The 22,059-nt window shown below is 70.5% G+C and carries 22 protein-coding genes; 11 read left to right on the forward strand and 11 right to left on the reverse strand.

Annotated features, from left to right (window positions below; translation table 11 throughout):
• Positions 1 to 23: 23 nt before the first annotated feature.
• Entirely contained in the window at positions 24 to 3,188 is a 3,165-nt protein-coding gene (locus ACFFQA_RS08975; protein WP_377851231.1) for a bifunctional cytochrome P450/NADPH--P450 reductase, read from the reverse strand.
• A 96-nt stretch (positions 3,189 to 3,284) separates the two neighbouring features.
• On the opposite strand from ACFFQA_RS08975, the gene ACFFQA_RS08980 reads away from it, so the two are divergent.
• Positions 3,285 to 4,601 carry a PAS domain-containing protein gene (locus ACFFQA_RS08980; RefSeq protein WP_377851232.1) on the forward strand — a complete coding sequence of 439 codons (1,317 nt, stop codon included), beginning with the start codon at positions 3,285 to 3,287 and terminating at the stop codon, positions 4,599 to 4,601.
• Between the two features lie 26 nt (positions 4,602 to 4,627).
• Here ACFFQA_RS08980 and ACFFQA_RS08985 read toward each other — a convergent pair whose 3' ends face one another.
• The 3 genes from ACFFQA_RS08985 to ACFFQA_RS08995 form a co-directional block, all read right to left on the reverse strand.
• A complete protein-coding gene (locus ACFFQA_RS08985) occupies positions 4,628 to 4,993 on the reverse strand; it encodes a hypothetical protein (RefSeq protein WP_377851233.1) in 366 nt (121 codons plus the stop codon).
• A gap of 171 nt (positions 4,994 to 5,164) precedes the next feature.
• The gene (locus ACFFQA_RS08990) at positions 5,165 to 6,376 is read right to left on the reverse strand and encodes an MFS transporter (RefSeq protein ID WP_377851234.1); all 1,212 of its coding nucleotides are present in this window, start codon (positions 6,374 to 6,376) and stop codon (positions 5,165 to 5,167) included.
• The gene (locus ACFFQA_RS08995; protein ID WP_377851235.1) at positions 6,373 to 6,939 is read right to left on the reverse strand and encodes an ArsR family transcriptional regulator; all 567 of its coding nucleotides are present in this window, start codon (positions 6,937 to 6,939) and stop codon (positions 6,373 to 6,375) included. The genes ACFFQA_RS08990 and ACFFQA_RS08995 overlap by 4 nt, the downstream gene beginning before the upstream one ends.
• Positions 6,940 to 7,106: 167 nt before the next feature.
• On the opposite strand from ACFFQA_RS08995, the gene ACFFQA_RS09000 reads away from it, so the two are divergent.
• The 3 genes from ACFFQA_RS09000 (at position 7,107) to ACFFQA_RS09010 (ending at position 11,372) form a co-directional block, all read left to right on the forward strand.
• Complete coding sequence (locus ACFFQA_RS09000) at positions 7,107 to 9,587, forward strand: GH92 family glycosyl hydrolase (protein WP_377851236.1); 2,481 nt, start codon at positions 7,107 to 7,109, stop codon at positions 9,585 to 9,587.
• 123 nt (positions 9,588 to 9,710) lie between these two features.
• Positions 9,711 to 10,682, forward strand: coding sequence for a tyrosine-type recombinase/integrase (locus ACFFQA_RS09005; protein ID WP_377851237.1), 972 nt, complete (start codon positions 9,711 to 9,713; stop codon positions 10,680 to 10,682).
• Positions 10,683 to 10,748: 66 nt separating this feature from the next.
• Positions 10,749 to 11,372: an FMN-binding negative transcriptional regulator gene (locus tag ACFFQA_RS09010; protein ID WP_377851238.1), complete on the forward strand. Its 624-nt coding sequence runs from the start codon at positions 10,749 to 10,751 to the stop codon at positions 11,370 to 11,372.
• A 44-nt stretch (positions 11,373 to 11,416) separates the two neighbouring features.
• Here ACFFQA_RS09010 and ACFFQA_RS09015 read toward each other — a convergent pair whose 3' ends face one another.
• Positions 11,417 to 12,025 (reverse strand): TetR/AcrR family transcriptional regulator, encoded by a 609-nt coding sequence (locus ACFFQA_RS09015; protein WP_377851239.1) that lies wholly within the window; start codon positions 12,023 to 12,025, stop codon positions 11,417 to 11,419.
• A gap of 73 nt (positions 12,026 to 12,098) precedes the next feature.
• On the opposite strand from ACFFQA_RS09015, the gene ACFFQA_RS09020 reads away from it, so the two are divergent.
• On the forward strand, positions 12,099 to 12,620 hold the full coding sequence (locus tag ACFFQA_RS09020; RefSeq protein WP_377851240.1) for a peroxiredoxin-like family protein: 522 nt from the start codon (positions 12,099 to 12,101) through the stop codon (positions 12,618 to 12,620).
• 79 nt (positions 12,621 to 12,699) lie between these two features.
• Here the strand turns inward: ACFFQA_RS09020 and ACFFQA_RS09025 are convergent, their stop codons facing one another.
• Positions 12,700 to 14,061: a sigma-54-dependent transcriptional regulator family protein gene (locus tag ACFFQA_RS09025; RefSeq protein ID WP_377851241.1), complete on the reverse strand. Its 1,362-nt coding sequence runs from the start codon at positions 14,059 to 14,061 to the stop codon at positions 12,700 to 12,702.
• Positions 14,062 to 14,200: 139 nt separating this feature from the next.
• On the opposite strand from ACFFQA_RS09025, the gene ACFFQA_RS09030 reads away from it, so the two are divergent.
• Positions 14,201 to 15,013, forward strand: coding sequence for an alpha/beta fold hydrolase (locus tag ACFFQA_RS09030; RefSeq protein ID WP_377851242.1), 813 nt, complete (start codon positions 14,201 to 14,203; stop codon positions 15,011 to 15,013).
• A 70-nt stretch (positions 15,014 to 15,083) separates the two neighbouring features.
• Here ACFFQA_RS09030 and ACFFQA_RS09035 read toward each other — a convergent pair whose 3' ends face one another.
• On the reverse strand, positions 15,084 to 16,097 hold the full coding sequence (locus ACFFQA_RS09035; protein ID WP_377851243.1) for an LLM class flavin-dependent oxidoreductase: 1,014 nt from the start codon (positions 16,095 to 16,097) through the stop codon (positions 15,084 to 15,086).
• A 180-nt stretch (positions 16,098 to 16,277) separates the two neighbouring features.
• Between ACFFQA_RS09035 and ACFFQA_RS09040 the strand changes: the two genes are divergently transcribed.
• Positions 16,278 to 16,910 carry a DUF2238 domain-containing protein gene (locus ACFFQA_RS09040; protein WP_377851244.1) on the forward strand — a complete coding sequence of 211 codons (633 nt, stop codon included), beginning with the start codon at positions 16,278 to 16,280 and terminating at the stop codon, positions 16,908 to 16,910.
• Positions 16,907 to 17,260 carry a VOC family protein gene (locus ACFFQA_RS09045; RefSeq protein ID WP_377851245.1) on the forward strand — a complete coding sequence of 118 codons (354 nt, stop codon included), beginning with the start codon at positions 16,907 to 16,909 and terminating at the stop codon, positions 17,258 to 17,260. Before ACFFQA_RS09040 ends, ACFFQA_RS09045 begins: the two co-directional genes overlap by 4 nt.
• Here the strand turns inward: ACFFQA_RS09045 and ACFFQA_RS09050 are convergent.
• Positions 17,253 to 17,723, reverse strand: a complete 471-nt coding sequence (locus tag ACFFQA_RS09050; RefSeq protein WP_377851246.1) for an NUDIX hydrolase — start codon at positions 17,721 to 17,723, stop codon at positions 17,253 to 17,255. The genes ACFFQA_RS09045 and ACFFQA_RS09050 overlap by 8 nt on opposite strands.
• A 10-nt stretch (positions 17,724 to 17,733) precedes the next feature.
• Positions 17,734 to 18,477 (reverse strand): DUF5919 domain-containing protein, encoded by a 744-nt coding sequence (locus ACFFQA_RS09055; RefSeq protein WP_377851247.1) that lies wholly within the window; start codon positions 18,475 to 18,477, stop codon positions 17,734 to 17,736.
• Positions 18,478 to 18,642: 165 nt separating this feature from the next.
• Between ACFFQA_RS09055 and ACFFQA_RS09060 the strand changes: the two genes are divergently transcribed.
• Positions 18,643 to 18,873 carry an AMED_5909 family protein gene (locus ACFFQA_RS09060; RefSeq protein ID WP_377851248.1) on the forward strand — a complete coding sequence of 77 codons (231 nt, stop codon included), beginning with the start codon at positions 18,643 to 18,645 and terminating at the stop codon, positions 18,871 to 18,873.
• 235 nt (positions 18,874 to 19,108) lie between these two features.
• Positions 19,109 to 19,771, forward strand: a complete 663-nt coding sequence (locus ACFFQA_RS09065) for a hypothetical protein (RefSeq protein WP_377851249.1) — start codon at positions 19,109 to 19,111, stop codon at positions 19,769 to 19,771.
• 88 nt (positions 19,772 to 19,859) lie between these two features.
• Here the strand turns inward: ACFFQA_RS09065 and mihF are convergent, their stop codons facing one another.
• Positions 19,860 to 20,174 (reverse strand): integration host factor, actinobacterial type, encoded by a 315-nt coding sequence (mihF, locus tag ACFFQA_RS09070; RefSeq protein ID WP_377851250.1) that lies wholly within the window; start codon positions 20,172 to 20,174, stop codon positions 19,860 to 19,862.
• Between the two features lie 186 nt (positions 20,175 to 20,360).
• Between mihF and ACFFQA_RS09075 the strand changes: the two genes are divergently transcribed.
• Positions 20,361 to 20,933, forward strand: a complete 573-nt coding sequence (locus ACFFQA_RS09075) for a dihydrofolate reductase family protein (RefSeq protein ID WP_377851251.1) — start codon at positions 20,361 to 20,363, stop codon at positions 20,931 to 20,933.
• On the opposite strand, the gene ACFFQA_RS09080 is transcribed toward ACFFQA_RS09075, so the two are convergent.
• Positions 20,915 to 22,051 carry an alkaline phosphatase family protein gene (locus ACFFQA_RS09080; protein WP_377851252.1) on the reverse strand — a complete coding sequence of 379 codons (1,137 nt, stop codon included), beginning with the start codon at positions 22,049 to 22,051 and terminating at the stop codon, positions 20,915 to 20,917. The two genes, ACFFQA_RS09075 and ACFFQA_RS09080, sit on opposite strands and share 19 nt — an antisense overlap.
• Positions 22,052 to 22,059: the final 8 nt, after the last annotated feature.

A 22,059-nucleotide genomic window follows, 5' to 3' on the forward strand; every position in this document is an offset into this window, starting at 1 on the left:
ATAAGCCCGCGAATGGCGGCAGGTCAGCCCGCGTAGACGTCCTCGACGTAGCGGTCCGTTGCAATGAGGGAGTCCAGCCAGAGAGCGGCCTTGGCCTCGTCCGCACCCGTCCGATTGCGGTAGAGCGATAGAAAACTCTGCCGCACCGCCGGGCTCATCCTTCGGCCGTCGCCGCAGACATAGACGTGGGCGCCCGCCTCCAGCAACGACCACACCTCCTCGCCTTCGGCGGCGATGCGGTGCTGGACGAACTCCCAGCCGTTCTCCGGCGCCTTCCAGAAGGTCGGCCGCATCCGGACCGCGCCCGCGGCCTCGGCGGCCTCGAACTCCGCGCGGTGCAGGTAGTCCACGTCGGGGTGGTCGCAGCCGAAGTAGCACAGCGCCGGGCTGGTCACGCCCTTGGCGACGCGGTCGGCGACCGCGCCGCGGAACGGGGCGAGGCCGGTGCCCGCGCTCACCAGGATCACCGGGACGCCGGTGTCGGCGGGCAGCCGGAACGCCTCCCGGCACGGCGAGACCCTGGCGCGGACGGTGTCACCGGGACGCAGGCCGGTGACGTGGTGCGAGCCGACCCCGACGAAGGTGCCGTCGCCGTGCCGGTGCGGCGCGGCCAGCGGCGCGACCATCAGGTCGACCTCGCCCCGCGCGGTCAGCGGCGACGAGGAGATCGAGTAGTGCCGGGGCCGCATCGCCGGGACGCACTCCAGGAAGACCTCCAGCGGCAGCGTGCCAGCGGACTGGGTGGCCATGATCTCCAGCAGGCTCGGCCCCCCGAAGTCCTCGCGCTCGGCCATGGCCAGCAGCGCGGCGCGCTCCGGCGGGCACGGGTTGTGCTCGGCGAGCACCCGCACCTGGTCGCGGGTCGCGGGGTCCTGGAGCTCGACGAAGTGGGTCAGCAGCTGGCGCACGGTCACCGGCCGGTCCACCGGCAGCGGGGTGCGGCCGGAGAAGGCGATCAGCTCGTCGAGGTCCAGGCGCAGCAGCCGGGCGGCGCGCTCGACCAGCTCGGGCCGGTTGTCCGGCAGCACGGTGAGGTGGTCGGCGGTGCGGTAGGTGACGCCCTCGGGCAGCGCGATCCGCAGGTGCCGCTTGGACCGGCCGAGCGGGTGGTCGACGTCCACCAGCTCCTCGTTGGACAGCACGGTCATCGGCCGCAGCTCGTGCCGCGCTTCCAGCGCCGAGGTCACACCTCCCGCCAGCCGCGTGACCGTCCACGAAGGACTGTCCTGAGTGGACGGAGCAACCGCGTCGGGGTCACCGTAGGACTCCAGCAGCGCCCGCCACATCCGCGCGCTCCAGCTCGACACGTCGCCGTCGAGGTCCCCGGAGGCGTCGGCCTCGCCACGGTCGAGCAGCCGCCTCGCCCCCGCGGCGGCGAGACCCTCGTCGATCAGGGTGGGCATCCGCTGGTAGGTCGCGGCCCAGTTGCGGTCGCCGACGCCGAGCACCGCGTAGCTCACCCCGGTGGCGTCCACGTCGGGCAGCGCGGCGGTGAACTCGGCGGCGTCGTCGGTGGGGCGGCCGTTGTAGGAGGCGGCGACGACCACCACCGGCCCGTCGGTGGGCAGGCCACCGGCGTAGGCGTCCAGCGGGGCGACGGTGGTCTCGAACCCGTAGCCCTTGCCGTCCTCGGCGATGCGGCGGGCGAACTCGCGGCAGGTGCCCAGGTTGGAGCCGTGCAGCACGCGCAGCGTCGTCCCGGTCCTCGCCCGCCCGGCGACCCCACCCTCCTCCGTCCGCATGGCGACGACGGTGGCCTGGTGGCGGTCCTCGGTGGTGCGGCGGGCCAGCTTCAGGGTGAAGCCGGTGGGCTTGACGGTCAGCGTCTCCTTGATCTTCAGCTGGTAGTCGGCGTGGTCGAGCAGCCGGTAGCGGTGGATGAGCAGCCCCAGCAGCAGGGTGGCCTCGTGCAGCGCGAACTGCCGCCCGATGCAGGCGCGCTCACCGGTGCCGAAGGGCTTGAACGCGTGCACCGGGCGCGCCTTCTCGCGTTCGGGGGTGAACCGGTCGGGGTCGAAGGCCTCGACGTTGTCCCCCCACACCGGGTCGCGGTGCAGCGCGGGCGCGAGCACCAGCAGCCACTGCCCCTTCCGGACCGGGTACCCGCCGCCGATCACCGTGTCCACGGTGGCCTCGCGGGCGAACGCGGCCGCGGTCGGCCACAACCGCAGGGTCTCGTTGAGGATCTGCCGGACGTAGCGGAGCTTGCCGACGTCCTCGAAGCTCGGGTCGGGGTCGGCGACGTCGCCCCACATCGCGTCGACCTCGGCCTGCGCGCGGGCCAGCACCGCGGGGTTCTTCACCAGGTAGTGCAGCGCGAAGGACAGCGCGCCGGAGGTCGTCTCGTGCCCGGCGATCAGGAAGGTGATCACCTGGTTGCGGATGTTGACCTCGTCCAGCGTGGTGCCGTCGTCGGGGTGGGTGGCCTCCAGCATCAGCCCCAGCAGGTCGGAGGTGCCGTGCTCGCCGCTGGCCTTCCGCGCGGCGATCACCTCGTCGACGATCCCGTTCATCAGCGCGGCGTCGGCGGCGAAACGCTCGTCGTCGCGGCGGTGCAGCGGCGCGGTCCACGGCAGCTCGCGGGTCTTGGCCTGCACGTAGGCCAGGCTGCGGGAGAGCGCGCTGATGAACGGGTGCTCGGAGTCGCGGTCGAAGGAGCCGAAGTCGTAGCCGAACCCGGCCATGCCAATGGTGTCCATGGTCAGCTTCGTCATGTCCTCGGCCACCCCGACGGGCTCGCCGCCGACGTGGGCGTCCCAGTGCGCGATCAGCGTCCTGGCGACCTTGAGCATCGTCGGGTGGTAGGTGCGCATCGAGCTCATCGCGAACGCGGGCAGCAGGATGTCGTGGGCCTTCTGCCAGTTCGGCTCGTGGTTGTAGGCGGTGAACAGCCCGTCCCCCGCGATGCCCCGGATCATGGCCAGCCCCGGCGCGACGTGCTTGGCGAAGCGGGACTCGTCGGAGACCTCGGCGACCAGGTCGGCGCCGCAGACGAAGACCACGTCGCGGTCGAGGAAGCGGCGGGTGAAGATCGGGCCCAGCTCGCGGGCGTTGGCCATCGCGGTCTGCAACGGCCGCTGCCGCACGTTGCCGCCGAGCAGGTCGCCCAGCAGCGGGAGCCGGTGCGGCGGGTGCGGGAGCCGGCTGACGTCCATCGAAGAACCGCTGGCGGGTTCGAGCTTCGGCATCGCGATCGTCCCCTTGGTGTGTCCGTGCCTGTGTCTGTGATCAACACTCGCAGCGCGGGGGCCACGGGGACGCCGATCGTGCTACAGAATCCTGTAGTGCCTTCCGACCGATCCGGGCTTGACATCGACGGCCTGCTGGACCTGCTGGTCTCCACCGACGTGATCGCGGCCTTCCGCGACCGCGACGGCCGCTTCGTGTGGGCCTCCCCCGCCTACCACCGGATGGCGGGCGCGGACGTGACCGGCTCCCGCGTCGCCGACTGGGCCGACGCGGCCACCGCCGAGCGGGTGCGCGCCGAGGACGAGGCGATCTGGTCCAGTGGCCGCGCGGTGCGCTGGTCGCCGGAGGACCCGGGCTGTTTCACCAGGCCCGGCGGCGACCGGGTGTGGCTGGCCGGGCGCAAGGCCCTGGTCGGCGGCCCGCTGCTGGCCATGATCGCGGTGGACACCAGCGCGTGGCTGGCCGACCGGCGGGACCTCACCGCCGCCCGCACCCGCCTCGGCCGGTTCCTGGCGCACGCGCCGGTGCTGGCCACGATCACCGACGCCGACGACCGCTACGTGTGGCTGGGCGAGACCGGGCAGCGGCTGTTCGGGCTGGCGCTGCCGGAGGTGCTCGGCCGCACGGTGGCGGAGGTCCTGCCGCCGGAGGTGGCCGCGCAGGTGCTGGAGCAGAACGCGGCGGTGCTGGGCTCGGGCCGCTCGCGCCAGGTCCGGCTCAGCGCCGACGGGGTCGAGTGGTCCGGCCACCGCTTCCCGCTGCCCCAGCCGGACGGCGGGACCCACGTCGGCTCGATCCTGCTCGACGTCACCGAGCAGGAGGCGGACCGGCGCAGGGCGGCCATGTGGCGCAACAGGTTCCTCGCGCTGCTGGACCGCTCCCCCGTCCCGACCTGCGTCGCGACCAAGCACGGCCGGATCACCATCGCGAACCCCGCCATGGCCGCGGCGCTCGGCCGACGCCCGCGCGACCTCGTCGACGCGGAGCTGGAGGTGCTGTTCACCACGGCCGACACCGCCACCCACAGGCGCCTGATGCACGAGCTGAGCACGGGACGGCTGGCGCGGCGCGTGCTCGCGGTGCGCTGGGGTGAGCACACCGGTGCGTTGACGGTGCAGGCGGTGCCGGACGACGACGGGCTCGTTCTGCTGGCGACGCTGGCCGTGGCTCCGGAGCCGGCTCCGGAGCCACCGGCGTTGTCGGACCGGGAGACCGACGTGCTGACGCGGCTCGCGGCCGGGGACAGCACGGCGACGATCGCGCGATCACTGGGATTGACCGCGGAAGGGGTGACCTACCACGTCACCCGCCTGACGAAGCGCTTCGAGGTCCCCAACCGCACCGCGCTCGTGGCCCGTGCCTACACCCTCGGCCTGCTGGCCACGACCGCATGGCCACCGCGGCCGTCCTGACCGCGGCGGCTGATCAGCCTCGTGGGTCAGCCGCGGTGGCAGGCGGCGGGCACGTATCCGATCCGCTTGTACCGCTCAACCCACACGGTGTGGTACCAGGTGGTCGGGTCACCCGGGCTGCAGACCTCGTTCTTCTCGCCATTCCTGACGAAGTACGTGCACTTCTTCGTCGGCTCATCCCAGTTGCCATTCACGAGGGTGACCGTGTCGCCCTTGTTGATCTGGCCGAGACCGTTCGCCTCGCTCTTGACCGGCTTCGGCCTGATGACCGCGGTGTGGCTCGCCTTGACCTTCCCGTGCACCGTGTGGGTCGCCGCGCAGTCCTGCGCCGCGGCCGGTGCGGCCTGGGCGGAAGGAACGAGAAGACCGAGCGAGACGACGGTGGCGCCCACCAGCGTCACCGCTGCGAAACGCGAAGATGACCTCGACATGAAGAATGCGCTCCAACAAACTTGACGAAGACTATTCACTTGGGAGAACAGTCGAATTCAGACTAACGAAATCACCCAAAACGCGCCGTCCGGCCTCGCGACATTTCGGTCTGCGATGAAATGCGAAACAACTCAGCTGATCGACGCTCGCCGCAGCCGCGCCAGCAGCAGGCACGGGAGCGCGGCGGAGGCTTCCACCACCGCACTGCCCAGCATCGCCGCCGTGGTCCCGAACTGTCCCGCGAGCACCCCGACCAGCCCCATCACCAGCGGTGTGACGCCGAGGCTGAGCAGAGCCTGGACGCTGCTGACCCGGCCACGGAACGCGTCGTCGGTGTTGGCCTGGGTCAACGAGGCGCACATGATGCCCATCGGCCCGCCGAGCAGCCCGACCACCACGGTCGAGGCCACCGCGAGCCCCAGGTTCGGGGCGAGGGTGGCTCCGGCGATCCCGACCGCCTCCCCGACCGCGCCGAGGGCGATCCCGATCCCGATGTGGCGGCGGACGCGGACCCTGAGCATCACCAGCGCACCCACCGCCGCGCCGACACCGAAGCCCGCGAGCAGGAACCCGATCCCGGGCGCGCCCCAGCCACGGTCCTCCGACAGCAACGCCAGCCCGATGTTCATCGGGCCGACGAACCCGATGTTGAACAACAGCGTCACCAGCAACAGCGGCCGCAACATGCGGTGCGACAACAGGTACCGGAGCCCGGCGCGCAGGGCCGCACCGTAGGGCTCACGCCGCTCCACGCGCTCCAGCGGGCGGGGGCGGAGCGTGCGGATCGCCAGCAGGGACAGCACGAAGGTCACCGCGTTGACCGCGCAGGCCAGCGCCAGCCCGCCCACCGTGACCAGCGCACCGCCGAGCGGCGCACCAAGGGTGAGCGCGGCGCGGATGCCCAGCTCCCGCAGGGCCGCGCCATCGGAGAGCTGCTCGGTCTCCAGCAACCGCGGGCGCAGCGACCCCGCCGCGGGCATGAACACCGCGTCCACCGTCCCGAAGATCAACGCCACGGCGACCAGCAACCACAGATCCGTTGCCACCAAAGCGATTCCGGCCGCCGCGACCATCACCACCGCGCGCAGGGCGTCGCTGCCGACCATCAGCGCGCGGGCGTCGAAGCGGTCGGCGAGCGGCCCGCCGAGCACCATCAGCAGCAGTCGCGGCACCGCCGAGAGCGCGAGCACCACTCCGGCGACACCGGGCGAGGCCAGCTGCACCGTCGCCCACGACAACGCCACGTACCAGACCTGGTCCCCCAGGACCGAGACGGCCTCGCCCGCGACGTAGCGGCGGTACTGGGCGACCCGGTAGGCGGGGACGACAACGGCGGTGGTCATGGTCTCTCCGGAAAGGCGTGCAGGAACAGGAAAACGTGCTCGCGGCCGTCGTCGCCGCCGCCCTTGCCGACGCGGGACCAGCGCACCATCACCTCTTGGAGCTCGGCGTTCATCGCACGCGTCTCCTCAGGTGTCAGCCGCAGGTTGCCCTCGGCGGAGGTCGCCACGTCCACCCACTCGTCCGGCCAGGAGTCCCGGCCCCGCTCGTAGTCCCGCAACCGCTCGAACTGCTCGGCGACCATCTGCGACTTCACCGTGTCGGCGACGGCGCGGTCCTCCGGGGAGGAGAAGTCCAGGTGCAACCAGCTGGTGGAGCCCGGAACCGCCCGCCACCACCGCTGCCTGCGGTCCCTGGCCAGCTCGGGCGCCTCCTCGATGTAGCCGGTGCGGCCGAGTTCGCGCAGGTGGTAGCTGACCAGGCCCGGATCGGCGTCGACGCGCTTGGCCAGCACCCCCGCCGTGGCCGGGCCGAGCTGGCACAACAGCCGGTACAGCGTCCGCCGCAACGGCTGGGCCATGCCCTTGAGCACGTCCGGGTCGGTGATCCTCCGTTGGTCGTCCATGCGGCGACAGTACATCCAGAAGAAAAATTCCGGAAGACTTCTTCTGGATTGGACAAGTTGCCGGACAACGTTGTCAGTTCCCCCAGCAGCGACCTTGACCAGCCACGCGACCGTGCACTGGACTGGACCCCAGCCGCCGCCACGGCACCCACGGAAGGCACACCCGCATGGTGTTCCGCAGCTCCCGCAGACGGCGGACGATCCCGCTGGTCACCCTCGGCGCACTCACCGCCGCCCTGCTCCCCCACGTCGCGACGGCCACACCGGCCCACGACGCGGCAGCCGACCCGGCAGCCCACGTCAACCCGCTCATCGGCACCAAGGGCGGCGAGACCTGGCCCGGCGCGGACACCCCCTTCGGCATGCTCCAGTGGAGCCCGGAGAACACCAAGGGCAACCAGAACCGCACCGTCCGCCCCGGCGGCTACGGCTACGACCACACCAAGATCCGCGGCTTCAGCCTCACCCACCTTTCCGGCACCGGCTGCGCGGGAGCCTTCGGCGACATCCCCTTCCTGCCCCACCCCGGCGAGGTCACCACCTCACCCACCGCCGACCTCACCGACTCCGTCTACGCCAGCACCTTCAGCCACGCCAACGAGACCGCGAAACCCGGCTACTACAGCGTGAAACTGGACTCCGGCGCCCGCGCCGAGCTGACCGCGACCACCCGCACCGGCTCCGGTCGCTTCACCTACCCCGACGGCAAGCCCGCGACGATGCTGTTCCGCACCTCCAGCTCCGAGGTCGGCTCCAGCGACGCCTCCGTGCGCATCGACCCCGCCACGCGCACCGTCAGCGGCTCGGTCACCGGCGGCAACTTCTGCGGCTACATCAACGAGGTCGGCCGCCGCAGCTACTACACGCTGCACTTCACCGCCGAGTTCGACAAACCCTTCACCAGCACCGGAACCTGGCAGGACGACAAGGTCACCCCCGGCTCCACCACCGCGCGCGGCGGCACCGGCTGGACCACCGGGTCCTTCCCCAACGCCGGGTGGCCCGTGCCCGGCAAGGGCTCCGGCGGCTACGTCACCTTCGACACCGGCGGCCAACCGGTGAACGTCCGCGTCGGCATCTCCTTCGTCAGCGCCGACGGCGCCAAGGCCAACCTCCGCGCCGAGAACCCAACCGGCACCACTTTCGACCGCGTGCGCGCCAACGCCTACGACGCGTGGAAGCGCCAGCTGTCCCGGGTCAAGGTCACGGGCGGAACCCCCGACCAGCTCGCCACGTTCTACACCGCGATCTACCACTCCCTGTTGCACCCCAACGTCTTCAACGACGTGGACGGCAGCTACATCGGCATGGACCAGAAGGTGCACCGCGTCACCGGACGGCAGCGCGCCCAGTACGCCAACTTCTCCGGCTGGGACGTCTACAGAGGACAGTTGCAGCTGCTGACCCTGCTCGAACCCGGAGTCGGCTCCGACATCGCCCAGTCCCTGTACAACCAAGCCCAGCAGAACAACGGCATCTGGGACCGCTGGACCCACGGCGCGGGCGGCACCCACGTCATGACCGGCGACCCCGGCCCGGTGTCAGTGGCCAGCATCCACGCCTTCGGTGGCACGAAGTTCGACACGCACGGCGCACTGAGGTCGATGACCACCTCGGCCCGCACGGTCAAGCCGGAGGACCTCAGCCGCGACGGCTGGAACGTCATGGTCGTCGGCCAACGCCCCTCACTGGACAAGTACCTCTCCCAGCACTACGTGCCCGCCGACGGCAACGCCTGGGGCGGCGCGGGCGAGACCCTCGAAGACGTCGCGGCCGACTTCGGCATCGCCCAACTCGCCCAACGCCTCGGCGACACCCGCTCCCACGACGAGTACCTGGCCCGCTCCGGCTACTGGCGCAACGTCTTCAACCCCGCGACCGGGTACATCCAGGACCGCAAGTCCGACGGGACCTGGAGCACCCCCTTCGACCCGGCGGGCGACCAGGGCTTCGCCGAAGGCAGCAGCGCCCAGTACACCTGGATGATCCCCTTCGACGTGCGCGGACTCGCCGACGCCATGGGTGGCGACGCGGCCACGATCGCCAGGCTGGACAAGTTCTTCCGCAAGCCGGACGGCTCCTGGGCACTGACCAAGTCCGGCGGCGCGCACTCCGAGATGGACAACGAACCCTCCATCGGCGCCCCCTGGGTCTACAACTACGTCGGAGCGCCCGCCAAGGCCCAGCAGACCATCCGCGAGGTCCTGAACACCTTGTGGCGCAACGCCCCCGACGGCATCCCCGGCCAGGACGACCTCGGCGCCATGTCCGCCTGGTACGCCTTCGCCGCCATGGGCCTCTACCCGCAGTACCCCGGCAGGGGCGAGCTCCTGCTCTCCGCCCCGCTCTTCCCGAAGATCACCATCGACCGCGCCAACGGCAGCCGCATCACCATCAACGCCCCCGGTGCCACGACGACCACCGCCTACATCGCCGCCGCGAAGCTCAACGGCCGCACCACGACGGCGACCTGGCTCCCGGAGAGCTTCCTCAACGGCGCCCGCCTCGACCTCACCCTCACCACCACCCCCACCCCCTGGGGCACCGCCCCACCCTCCTACCCCGCCCCCACAACCCCGCCCACCTTCACCCCCACCACCTCTCCCCTCCTCACCCCCCACAAACTCACCACCACCCCACCGAGGTAACCCCCCGGCCATTCGCGGGCTTATGGACGCTTCGCGACCCGCGAACAGGTCCATAAGCCCGCGAATGGCGCTGTCCCACGTCAGGATGATGATCTTGTCGGGGGTGTGCGGGAGAATGCGGACGTGACGTTGCCGGACTGGATCGACGCCTACCTGGAGCACATGCAGGCCAGGAAACTCGCCGCGAACTCGCTGCGCGCCTACCGGCGCGACCTCGAGTCCGTCGCCGTCGACCTCGCCGCCGTCCTCGACCGCGAACCCCACGACCTCACCGTCGACGAGGTCACCACCGCACCACTGCGCTCCGCCTTCGCCCGCTTCGCCGGGCCCCGCTCCGCCGCCACCGTCACCCGCGCCTGGTCCACCTGGAACGGGTTCTTCGGGTTCCTCGTCATCGAGGGCGCCGCCGTCGGCAACCCCATGCAGGTCGTGCCCAAACCCCGCACCCCCATGCGCGCCCCCAAACCGCTCCAGGGCGAGGACACCCCCGAACGCCTGCTCCGCCAGGTCGCCGAAGGCGCCCGCAACGCCAGAAACCCCTGGCCCGAACGCGACCTCGCCGTACTCGCCACCCTGCTGTGCACCGGCGTGCGCTCCGCCGAACTGCTCGGCCTCACCGTCGCCTCCCTCGTCGGACGACCGGGGGAACGCCGCATCCAGGTCAGCGGCAAGGGCGGCAACCGGCGCTCCGTCCCCATCGAACGCCCGCTCGACGAGATCATCTCCGCCTACCTGCACAGCCGCAGGCTCCGCTTCGGACTCCGCGTCCCCGGCACCGCCCCCCTGTTCGTCGACCACCGCGACGAAGCACTCCAGCGCGGCGGCCTCCAGTACCTCGTCCGCACCTCACTGCGCGCCGCGGGTGTCGGCGACCGGGTCCAGCGCGGCGCCCTCGTGCACGCCTTCCGACACACCTTCGCCACCCGGCTCGCCGAGGACGGCGCCTCCGTCATCGAGATCGCCAAGCTCCTCGGCCACGCCTCCATCACCGCCAGCCAGAACTACATCGACGCCACCGCACGCGAACAACGCATGGCCGCGGGCTCCAACCGCACCTACGCCACACTCGCCGAGGTCGCCGACACCGCCACCTGATTGGCCTTCGGAACTCCCCCAACAGTGGCCATGGGACGACAACCTCCCAGGCCACAGGATCGGACCGTGCTGATCCACCCGTGGGACGCCCCCACCTCCGACGACCAGTGGCGCGAGTGGCTCCGCCACGACCACGACTTCGGCCAGCTCATCGCCCCCGGCACGGGCCGCGAACTCCCCGTCGTCGTCCCCACCCACTTCACCTACCGCCACGAGAACGGCCAGGACCTGGTACTGCTGCACCTCGCCCGCCCCAACCCGGTGTGGACGGCACTCACCGAGAACCCCCGAGCCCTGCTCACCGTGGTCGGCGACTACACCTACATCCGCTCGCACTGGAACGGCGACCCCGAACGCGGCGTCCCCACCTTCTACTACGCCACCGTCCAACTGGAGTGCGACGCCCGCATCCTCGACGACCCGCACGACAAGGCTGAGCTGCTCACCCGCCAGCTCGACCACTTCGAACCCGGTAGCGCCCGCTGCCCCGTCAGTCACACCGAGGACCCCGACCGGCGACTCCTCCCCGGCATCCGAGGTATCGAGCTCACCGTCACCGCCGCCCGCGCCAAGTTCAAGTACGGAGGCAACAAGACCGACGACGTCCGCGAACGCATCGCCGCCGAACTGGCCACCCGCGACGACCAGCACGACGTCGCCGTCCGAGCACACCTCCTGCGCCCACGCTAACCGAGCCCCGGGACCCGCTCATTCAGAGGCTGATGGTCGGACTGTCAGAGACCGAGGCCGCGCAACAGGATGTCGAAGCCGCGCCGGAACTCCTCCTCCGGAGAGAGGGCCTGGGCCTGCGCGGCGGTCTCGGACAGGATCGGGAACTCATCGGGCGGTAGCGCCGCCAGCGCGGCGGTTCCCGGGCCGGACAACGCGCTGAAGTAGTGGACCTGCAGAGCGCCGAACACGTATCCGAGGATGGCGCGGAACGCGATCACCCGTTCCCTGCCGGTCAGGCCCGCTTCGGTGAGCACCGACAGCATCGTCTCGCCCCAGCGCTGCGAACTGGGCGAGCGGTGCCGGTACATCAGCAGCAGCGGCACGGCCGCCGGATGGTCGGACACCGCGGCCCGCACTCGGTCGGCCAGCACGCTCAGGCGCCTGCCCGCAGCGCCACGGGGGATGTCCAGGTCGACCGTCCGCAGGACGAGGTCGACCACGAGCTCCTCGACCTGACCGCGGTCGGTGACGTAGCGGTACAGCGACATGGTGCCCATGCCCAGTTCCTGCGCGACCGTGCGCATCGACAGGCTGTCCAGCCCGTCGCGGTCGAGCACGGCCAGCGCGGCGGTCGCGATCTGGGTGGGTGTGAGGGATCGGGGTCGTGGCATGGCGTTTGACAGCGTACACCATACGCGCATACGTTCGTAGGCGTACACCACACGCCTAAAAAGAGGGGTTCCCATGCGCCAGGTCACCGAGCGCGAGCTGACCACCGTCACCGGAGAACGACTCCGCGTTCCCGACCCGGATCGCTTGGTCCACCTGCAGTTCCGCCGGTTCGCCGGATGCCCCGTCTGCAACCTCCACCTGCGCTCGATCGCGCAGCGCCACGACGAGATCGTCGACGCGCGGATCCGCGAGGTGGTGTTCTTCCACTCGCCGGCAAGCGAGCTGCGCGACCACGACCTGCCCTTCGCGGTCATCGCCGATCCGGACAAGCACTACTACCGGGAGTTCGGTGTCGAATCGAGTCCTCGCGCGCTGCTGCACCCGAGGACCTGGGGCGCGATCCTGCGCGGAGCGGCCATGACACTGCTGGGCAAGTACCGCCCGCCCGCGGCCAGACAGGAGGGAGGACGACTCGGATTGCCCGCCGACTTCCTGCTCGACCCCACCGGCCGAGTGCTCGCCGCCAAGTACGGCGAGCACGCCTACGACCAGTGGTCGGTCGACGAACTGCTCTCACACGCCCGCCCCCACTGATCGCCATTCGCGGGCTTATGGACCTCTGAGCGCGCTCGCGAAGGTCCATAAGCCCGCGAATGGCCGGAGGGGGTGGTGCTCAGGGGGTGGTGCGGTCGGAGCGGCCGTGCGGGGCCGCCAGCCAGCGGATGACAGCGTCGGTGTCGCCCTCCGCCATCACACGCCCACGGAGGCGTTCGTGCAGACGGGCGCGCAGCTCCACCACCCCGGGAGCCGAGGACCTGGGCAACAACGGACCCCGGTACCGATCGAGCAGCCCACCCAGCGAACCCGACGACAGATCCTGTTCCAGGTCAAGGAAATCCGCCCGCACCGGACCCACAAGGCGATACGGCTCCGACGCCAGCCGGTAGCCAAGAACACGACGCAAGCGAGTCATCTCCGCCCGCACCGTCACCGTCTTGCCCGACGCCCCGTAAACCTCACGCGCCACACCCTCAGCGGTGAGCCCACCCGGCCACGCGCACAACACCGCGAGGAACTCGCTGTGCCGCATCGTCAACTCATGCGCAACACCGTCCACCCGCAACCAACCGCGATCGAGCCCGAGACCGCCGAAGACAACCGCGCCGTCAACCTCAACCTCTTGCGCCATAACGAAGAACGGCCCGTTCACCGTCAACCGCTCGATCACCACGGACCGCCCGTCCGGCAACACCGCGGGACCTTCACACAACGGCAGGAACCACCGCTCCGGCAACCACCCAGCCGGATCGGCGTGCACCACCCGGCCATCCGGCGCCACCACCGCACTGTGACTGCCCACCCGGCTCGCCAGCCTCCGCACGTAGCGGCCCTGCAACTCCGCGTGCTGCCGATGCGCCAAGTCCCGCAGCTGCGCCTCCGCCAACCGCGCCGTCGACATCACCAACGACAACGCCAGCCGGTCAGCACCACCCAACGACCCCGTCGTCAGGTTCAACGCCCCCAACGCCGCACCGGTGACCGGATCATGGATCGGCGCCGCCGAACACGTGTACTCCGTCGCCGCCGACAGGTAGTGCTCCGCGCCACGCACCTGAAACGCGTGCCCCAGCACCAACGTGGTGCCCACACCACTCGTACCCGCCGTGTCCTCACTCCACCGCGCACCCGGCACCAGGTGCACCCGCTCCGCCTCCCGCAACGTCGGCCGCTCACCGCTGGTCCACAACAGGTGCCCCGCCGCATCACTGAGGAACAGAATGCGCCCCGGCTCACTCAGCACGGGCTGCATCGTCTTCTCCACCAACGGCCACACCCGCGCCAGCGGATGGTCACGCCGCACCTCACGCACGTCGTCCTCGGCCAACGGCACCGGCGGCAGATGCCGATCCGGATGCACCCCGTTGCTCCGCGCCCGATCCCACGACGCGCGCACCGCCGCACGGACCCGGCGCGACTCCACCCCACTCAACGCTTGGTCCCGCGCACGGGCCAGCCGCCTGCCCTCAGCGTCCATGGTCGCCTCCGCCGAGAACGTAGGGCCGCCCGCGCGGCGGATGCAACCCTCGTGCAACCCGGTTGCAACCCCTTCTCCGCTGATCAACACCCGGACGATGATCCGGGCCGACCGCGCTGACGACGAGAGGGTTTCCGCCATGGCCTACCTCGAACTGCCCGACGGCGTCCCGCTGTACTACGAGGACACCGGCACCGGCCCCGCGGTCATCCTGTTGCACGGCTGGACGATGAACAGCACCTTCTTCCAGGCCAACACCGGCCCGCTCGCGCAGGCCAACCGCGTCGTCACCGTGGACTTCCGCGGCCACGGCAACTCCGGCAAGACCGACGCGGGCCACTCGCTCCACCAGTACGCCCACGACGTGCGCGCGCTGATCGACCACCTCGACCTCGACGACGTCTGCCTCGTCGGCTGGTCGATGGGTACCGCCGTCATCCTCAGCTACATCCGCGAGTACGGCACCGAGAAGCTGCGCTCGGTGTCCTTCGTCGACCAGTCGCCGCGCTTCCTCGACGCCGCCGAGTGGGACTTCCCGCTGATGGGCAGCTACTCCATCACCGACCTCGCGGTGTTCGCCCAGACCGTCCGGCACTCCCGCCCCACTGTGATCAAGCCCTTCATCGCCTCCTGCTTCGCGGAGGAACCCGACCAGGCCACCACCGACGCGATCTACGCCGAGACCACCAAGACGCACACCCGCAGCGCGCTGGACATCTGGTTCGACATGGCCTACGCCGACTTCCGCCCGATGCTCCACGAAGTCTCCGTGCCCGCACTGCTGGTCTACGGCGAGCACAGCAAGGTCTTCCCAGGCGACCTCGGCGGCTGGCTGGCCGAGCAGCTGCCCAACGCCGAGGTCGCGCGCTTCGACAACAGCGGCCACGCCCCCTTCGCCGAGGAGCCCGAACGGTTCAACACCGTGCTCGGCGACTTCCTCGCGTCCTCATGAGCTCTCTGGCCGCCCAAGTGGTTCCGGGGGTGCGGACGCCCCCGCCCACCCCGCACCCCCGGAACCGTCCTCAACGCATCGCCTCCGCCAGCAACGTGTAACTGTGCTGCTGGTCCTTCGCGGAGTGGATGATCGACGTGATCATGGCCTCATCCGCCCCCATCGAACCGACCAGCCGCCGCAGCCGCGCCGCGACGTCGTCCGGCTCGCCGATCAGGTAGGTCGAGAGGAAGTTCCGCGCAGCCGCGCTCTCCCCCGGCGTCCACTCGTGCCGCTCGACGGTCTCCGGTGACGGCAGCCGAGTCGGCCGGCCCGCCCGCAGCCGCGCCATCGACAGCGCCGTTGGCATCGCCAACCGCTCCGCCTCCGCCGCCGTGTCAGCGGCGATCACACCGACGGTGAGGATCGCGTACGGCTCCGCCAGCTCCGGACTCGGCCGGAACGCCTCGCGGTAGTGCCGCAGCGCGGCGGCGGCGTTGTCCGGCGCGAAGTGGTAGGCGAAGGCGAAGGGCCTCCCCCGCTGCGCCGCGAGCGCCGCGCTGTACCCGCTGGACCCGAGCAGCCACACCGGCGGGCGCGTCGGGTTGGTCGGCACCGCGTGCACTCCGGTGAACGCGTGCCCCTCCGGCAGCGCACCGTCAAGGTAGCCCTCCAGCTCGGTCAGCTGGTCGGTGAAGTCCTCCACTCCGTGGCCGATGTGCCTGCGCACCGCCGCCGCGGTGCGCTGGTCGGTGCCGGGCGCCCGCCCGATGCCGAGATCGACCCGGCCGGGGTGGAAAGCCTCCAGGAACGCGAACCGCTCCGCCACGACCAGTGGCGAGTGGTTGGGCAGCATCACTCCCCCGGAGCCGACCCGGATCGTGCTGGTCGCGTTGCCCACCTGGAGCGCGAGCAGGTCGGGAGACGAGCTCGCGATGGTAGGCATGCTGTGGTGCTCGGCCGTCCAGAACCGTTGGTAGCCAAGTGATTCGACGTGCTGAGCGAGCTCGACGCTGCGCCGCAGCGCGGCGGCGTCGGAGGAGCCCTCCGCGACCGTGGCGAGGTCGAGCACGGACAACGGGAACGTGGAGTCGGCCATGTCCATGCCAACCCCACTCCCGGCGCGCGCATTCCGCTCTCCCGTCCTGGCGGCTTTGTGGTCTGTGGTTCCGGAGGATTGATTTCACTCGTCACTGAAGTCATTGTTCGCGCAATATTTTAAAGATACGATCTTCTGCGCCGATACCGGTGTGGTCCATACGGGCTAACGGGTAGGAAAGCCCGCGTGAAGCGTGAACCCCTCGTCCTGCTCGGCGTCGTGCTGCTGGCCGTCGCCGCCTCCGCGATCAACCCCCGCGCCTACGGCACCTGGGCCCTTGAGGTGCTGCCGATCGCCCTGGCCGCTCCCCTGCTGGTGGCGACCTACCGGCGCTTCCCGTTGACACCGCTGGCCTACCGGCTGATCGCCCTGCACGCGCTGATCCTCACGCTGGGCGCCCAGTACACCTACGCCGAGGTGCCGCTGGGGTTCTGGATGGAGGACTGGTTCGGGTTCGACCGCAACCACTACGACCGGATCGGCCACTTCGCGCAGGGTCTCGTCCCGGCGATCGTGGTCCGGGAGCTCCTGCTGCGCCGCACTCCCCTGGTCCCCGGGCGGTGGCTGGTCACGATCATCACCTTCGTGTGCCTGGGCATCAGCGGCGGGTTCGAGATGTTCGAGGGCTTCGTCGGCATGCTCGGCGGCGGGAACGCCGCCGACTACCTGGGCACCCAGGGCGACCAGTGGGACACCCAGTGGGACATGACCATGGCCCTCATCGGGGCATCGGTCGCGCAGCTACTGTTCAGCCGAGTCCACGACCGGCAGCTCGCGTCGGTCGCCCAGCCCGCCGGTGCCGGAGGAGAACGAGGATGAAGGTCACCCGCGTGGTCGCGGACCTGGAGACCACCTCCATGGAGGAGGCGGTCGCGTTCTACGGAGACGTGCTGGGGATGCGGGTGGTGATGGACCACGGGTGGATCGTCACGCTCGCCGATCCGGGACGGCCCGAGGTGCAGCTCAGCCTGATGACCCACGACGCGACCGCCGCGGTGGTACCGGTCGCGTCGATCCAGGTCGACGACGTGGACGCGAGCTACCGGGCCGCGGTCGCCGCCGGTGCGGAGATCGTGCACGAGCTCACCGATGAGCCCTGGGGTGTTCGGCGGTTCTTCGTCCGGGACCCCGACGGCAACGTGGTGAACATCCTGTCGCACGTCACGTGAAGAACGGCTCCGCCCGATCACGGAGCCCGTGGTCGATGCGGAGCCGGATCGAGGGGTGGATGTCCAAGCACGCCAAGTCGTGCGGCGCCACCCACAGGACCTCCTTCGATTCGCTGCTGGCGCGTAAGTCACCGCCGGTCGGCGTGGCCCGGAAGCACAGCGAGAACTCCTGGCGTACCTCTCCGTCGGAGAAGGCCACCACGTGCGCCGGGTTGGAGAACACACCGACCAGGCTCGTCACGTCCACCCGGATGCCGGTCTCCTCGTCCACCTCGCGGACCACCGCCTGGGCGACCGTCTCGCCGCACTCCTGGGCGCCACCGGGGATCGCGTACCTGTCGTTGTCCGTCCGCCTGATCATCAGCAGCCGGCCCTCGGTGTCGCGGACGACGGCGCTCACCGCCGGTTTGAGGCTGTTCGGCTTCGGCGCGCCCGGATCGTTGAAGTAGTCGGTGCGTCCCATGGCTGCCTCCTCAGAACGTCGCGTGACTAGCTCCCGCCCACACGGTCTCAAAACTCGTCGTGTACGTCTCGAACATGCCGCTGTCGGAGAGCCTGCGCAGGTGCATCGCGGGCGCGTGCCCGCCGGGGACGCCGTAGACGTGGGTGTTGACGACCATCTCGTCGTCGAAGCGGAACACCGAGTTGTAGAGCGTGCACCTGTGCAACCGGATCTCGATGCCCTCGACGCCCAGGAGGGGCCGGACGAAGGCGAGCGCGTTGCGGATCCTGGCGGCCACGGTGCCCTTCCCGAGCTGCTCCTCCTCGCTGCGCTTGGCCGCCTCCCGCGCGGCGGGATCGCCGAAGAGCAGCCGCACGCGGGTGCCCTCCTCAGCCCGCTTCCGCAGTTGCCTGGCGAAGTCCGGGCGCTCCACCAGGAACAACGCCGCCAAGGAGAGGGCTTCCACGCGTGCGACTGGCGTCCCGAGCAGCCGCTCCCACAGGTCTGCCGGGATGTCGCTGCGGCGCGGGTAGACCTTGACCACCTCGGACTCCGCGATCTCCGCCTTGCGCTCCGGGGCGACCGCGTCCGGCCAGAGGTAGTCCTCGGCCTCACGGACCAGTGCGGCGATCGTGCGCCGGTGCCGCGGGTACGGGACGCGTCCCTGGGTGATCCACCGCTCCACGGTCTTCGGGTCCACCCCGGTCGCCCTCGCCGCGTGTTCGAGGTCAAAACCGTTGCGTAACAACGCTTCTCGCAGGCGCTCGTTGGCCACGCTGTCTCCCCATCCGACGACTGGGACGCGCGCAACCTAGCAAGGACGTCCTGAGATGTCCCGCTATGCGGTGCGCGCGTCCCGGATTCTCGCCGAAAGCCTCCCTGGCTCAGACGACCAAGAAGGGGCATCGGCGTGCGGAGAACGGACGGGTGGGCGGTGGCTATGCGGTCACGGACGTTGCGGGAGGCGCACGAGTACGTGCGCCGGATGCGTCCGGCCCCCGAGGCTCGGCCCGCCGTCTGGCATGCCTACCACCAGCAGACCGCGGCGGTCTACGCCCAGGTCGCCGAGGTGGACACCGACCACCACCACGAGGCGCTGTACTGGGTCAGCCACGTCCGGCAGAAGCTGGCGGACGTCGAGGGCCAGCTGCCCCGGCCCCGTCGGCGCTGACCCGCTCGCCGATCACCACGCGGTCGCGTGGGCGTGTTCCTCCGCCCCGTCGGGCGGGTGCGCCCGCGTGGGCTGCCAGTCCTCGCCGACTGCTCCGCTGACCGACCCACCGAGCAGCACCGCCTCCGCCCGCGCTTCGCGCCGGTCCGGGACGGCGCGCTCGGAGACTTGAGTTGCCGGATCGAGTGATCCTGAGACTGCCGTTCCCCGTCCGGGCAAGCGGTTCAATGGAGCCATGTCCGTCCACGACGTGATCCGCGCACTGCCCGACATCGACGTCGTCCGCGCCCGGTCGCGGGCCATGGCGATGCTCGACGCCGCGCTGAGCCCCGAATGGGATTTCCGTTACTACTCCTACAACTCCGCCTGGTCCCCCACCGAGGAGCTGGCGTCCTTCCGCAGCGGTGGCGGGGACAGCTACTCGATCGTCTTCTCCCCCGCGGGCGCCTATGTCAACGGGTTCGACCACGAGTCACCGCTGAGCCCGTGGGTGCGGCGCACCCGCGACCCGTGGCCGGGGATGTTCGACGGCGTCCCCGCGGCGTTTCAGTCCTGTGTGGACGACATCGCCTTCCGCGAGCTGGACGGGACCAGGAGCACCACGTTCTGCCTGTGGCGCGAGCACTCCGACCCGCAGTGGCGGACCGGGAAGGCGGAGATCCCGCCGGGCGCCGACGACGGCGCGTCCTGGTTGTTGGAGCTGCTCGTCGACGGGCGACCCGAGAGCTACCACCGCTTCGCCGAGACCAACTTCGAAACGCGCATCGACCTCGACGCGGTGCGCCACGTCTTCGCGCTGCGCCCGCTGACCGCGGGGGTGGTCGCCGCGATCAACCCCGACGCGAGCCCTTCCGGTCTCGGCAAGGACATCGCGGAGATCGGCTACCCGGCGAGCTGAGAAACGCGCTTCCGATCGGACCCGGGCTGTGCCAGGCTGATCACCATGATCTGACAGCGACCAGCCCGGCCCACCCGCCTTGCTCCGCTTACTCCGCCAGTTCGGCGAGCAGCGAGGCGCGCTGCCGGTCCCCGAGTCCGCCGACGCGGCGGTTCTCCGGGATGCCCGCGGTCTCCAGTGCGCGGGCCGCGCGCACGGCGCCGATCCCCGGCAGGGCCTTCACCAGCGCGAGCACCTTGGTCTTCTTGACGACCTCATCGGAGTCCGCGCGGTCGAGAACCTGCTGCAGCGTCAGCGAACCCTCCTTGAGCTCCTTGGTCAACGCGCTGCGCGCCGCACGGGCCTGCTGCGCCTTGGCGAGGGCCTGGGCCTGCTGCTCGGGGGTCATCGTGGGGAGAGGCACTGCTGCCGTCCTTCCTGCAAGAAAACCCCGCGCCCGGTCAGGGGCGGGGATTACCGCTGCATCATCACCGCGACCACCGACAACAGCATTCCGGAATGCCCGGAAACGGGCTTCCTGTCACCTAAACGCGTGCACTTCGGCGTGGCGCGCGGGACGAACCGCGATCGAGCTGAATCGGGAGAACCCATGCGAAAGCTGACCTACTACATCGCAACGACGCTGGACGGTTTCATCAGCGGACCGGACGGCTCCATCGACTTCTTCCCGATGGAGGGCGACCACATCCAGGCGATCGTCGAGGAGTTCCCGGAGACGATCCCCGGCCATCTCCGCCCGCACCTCGGCATGGCCGCCGACACCCCGAACCGCACCTTCGACACGGTGGTGATGGGGCGCGGAACCTACGATCCCGCCCTCACCGTCGGCGTCACCAGCCCGTACCCGCACCTTCGACAGGTGGTGTTCTCCCGCAGCCTCGCGCCCCGCAACGACGTCGAGGTGGTGGCGGGCGATCCCGTCGCGAAGATCCGCGAGCTCAAGCAGGAGGACGGACTCGGCATCTGGCTGTGCGGCGGAGGGAACCTGGCGGCGCAGCTGCGCGAGGAGATCGACGAGCTGGTCCTCAAGGTGAACCCGGTGATCTGCGGATCGGGCACGCCCTTGTTCGCGGGCGGGTTCCACCCGGGCGCCTTCACGCTCACCGGGCTCCGGCAGTTCGGCAGCGGGGTGGTGAAGATGCGCTACGCCACCCCTCGCTGATGCACCAGCAGCGGGATGAGCTGCTCCTCCGCGGTGAGCGAGCCGTGGTGCCCGATGAAGCCGCTCAACACCCCTTCCGCCGACTGGGTGATCGCGAGCCCGCCCTTCGCCGCGACGACGAGGTCTCCGATGCGGGGGCGCACGTGGTCGGCGACCGGTCCGAACCACCCGGCGGCGATGGCCTCGTCGCGGTGCGCCAACCACGCCCGGTCACCGAGGAACCCTTGCCACGCTTGACGAACGTCGTCCACGGCTCCGGGCTCGGCGTAGACGTGCCGGACACGCGCTTCACCACCGAGCACCCGGACTCCGTTGCGCAGCAAGGGCTCCGCGTCGAAGTCGACGCGGTCGGTCGCGGCCACCATGCCGTGGTCGGCGGTGACGACGAGCACGGCGCCGTCGGGCAGCCGCTCCGCGATCGCCTGAGCCAGCCGGTCCACGTGGATCAGCTGGCTGCGCCAGGGGTCACTACCCGGTCCGTACAGGTGGCCGAGCGCGTCGAGGTCGGCGTGGTAGGCGTAGCAGAAGCTCCGTTCGGCCTGGAGCGCGCCAATGGTCCGCGCGGTGAGGTCGCCGAGGGCGTGGACGCCGCGGAACTGCCCGCCTCGGAGCACCGCGCGGGTCAGGCCGCTGCCGTTCTGGTCGCGTGGTGCGACGAGACTGACGTGGACCCCCGCTTCGGCAGCTCGTTCGAAGGCGGTCGGAGCGGGTTGGAAAACCTCGGGGACGACCCGCTCCCGGAGGTCCTCCTCGCGCTGGCGCCAGCGCAGGGCGTTGAGGACCGTGTCGTCGTCGACGGCGAAGGAATAGCCGACCAGTCCGTGCTGTCCCGTGGGAAGACCGGTGCCGATCGCCGCGAGGCTGGTCGCGGTCGTCGCGGGGAACCCGGCGGTGATCGGTGTCGACGTCCGGGCGAGCTCGGTCAGGAACGGGGCGTCCGCCGCGTGCCGGCGAAGCAGCTCCCAACCGAGCCCGTCTACGAGGAGCAGGCAGACCCGGTTCGCCGTGGGGAGTCCGAGGACGTTCACCATCCCCGGGACGTTCATGCCCGAGAGCAGGGACGGGACGAGATCGGCCAGCGCACCTGCCCCGTAGCGGGGCGCCAGAGGTTCCACCATCACGATCG

The organism is Allokutzneria oryzae, assembly GCF_042429765.1.
Classification (GTDB): domain Bacteria; phylum Actinomycetota; class Actinomycetes; order Mycobacteriales; family Pseudonocardiaceae; genus Allokutzneria; species Allokutzneria oryzae.

Excerpts from the sequence above, each read along its gene's own strand:
- ACFFQA_RS09035 (WP_377851243.1), bottom strand. The coding sequence starts at position 16,097 with ATGGACATGGCCGACTCCACGTTCCCGTTGTCCGTGCTCGACCTCGCC.
- ACFFQA_RS09025 (WP_377851241.1), bottom strand. The coding sequence starts at position 14,061 with ATGGACGCTGAGGGCAGGCGGCTGGCCCGTGCGCGGGACCAAGCGTTG.
- ACFFQA_RS08995 (WP_377851235.1), bottom strand. The coding sequence starts at position 6,939 with ATGGACGACCAACGGAGGATCACCGACCCGGACGTGCTCAAGGGCATG.
- ACFFQA_RS09045 (WP_377851245.1), top strand. The coding sequence starts at position 16,907 with ATGAAGGTCACCCGCGTGGTCGCGGACCTGGAGACCACCTCCATGGAG.
- ACFFQA_RS09080 (WP_377851252.1), bottom strand. The coding sequence starts at position 22,051 with ATGGTGGAACCTCTGGCGCCCCGCTACGGGGCAGGTGCGCTGGCCGAT.
- ACFFQA_RS08975 (WP_377851231.1), bottom strand. The coding sequence starts at position 3,188 with ATGCCGAAGCTCGAACCCGCCAGCGGTTCTTCGATGGACGTCAGCCGG.
- ACFFQA_RS09030 (WP_377851242.1), top strand. The coding sequence starts at position 14,201 with ATGGCCTACCTCGAACTGCCCGACGGCGTCCCGCTGTACTACGAGGAC.
- ACFFQA_RS09060 (WP_377851248.1), top strand. The coding sequence starts at position 18,643 with ATGCGGTCACGGACGTTGCGGGAGGCGCACGAGTACGTGCGCCGGATG.
- ACFFQA_RS09050 (WP_377851246.1), bottom strand. The coding sequence starts at position 17,723 with ATGGGACGCACCGACTACTTCAACGATCCGGGCGCGCCGAAGCCGAAC.
- ACFFQA_RS09020 (WP_377851240.1), top strand. The coding sequence starts at position 12,099 with ATGCGCCAGGTCACCGAGCGCGAGCTGACCACCGTCACCGGAGAACGA.
- ACFFQA_RS09065 (WP_377851249.1), top strand. The coding sequence starts at position 19,109 with ATGTCCGTCCACGACGTGATCCGCGCACTGCCCGACATCGACGTCGTC.
- ACFFQA_RS09000 (WP_377851236.1), top strand. The coding sequence starts at position 7,107 with ATGGTGTTCCGCAGCTCCCGCAGACGGCGGACGATCCCGCTGGTCACC.
- ACFFQA_RS09075 (WP_377851251.1), top strand. The coding sequence starts at position 20,361 with ATGCGAAAGCTGACCTACTACATCGCAACGACGCTGGACGGTTTCATC.
- ACFFQA_RS09015 (WP_377851239.1), bottom strand. The coding sequence starts at position 12,025 with ATGCCACGACCCCGATCCCTCACACCCACCCAGATCGCGACCGCCGCG.
- ACFFQA_RS08990 (WP_377851234.1), bottom strand. The coding sequence starts at position 6,376 with ATGACCACCGCCGTTGTCGTCCCCGCCTACCGGGTCGCCCAGTACCGC.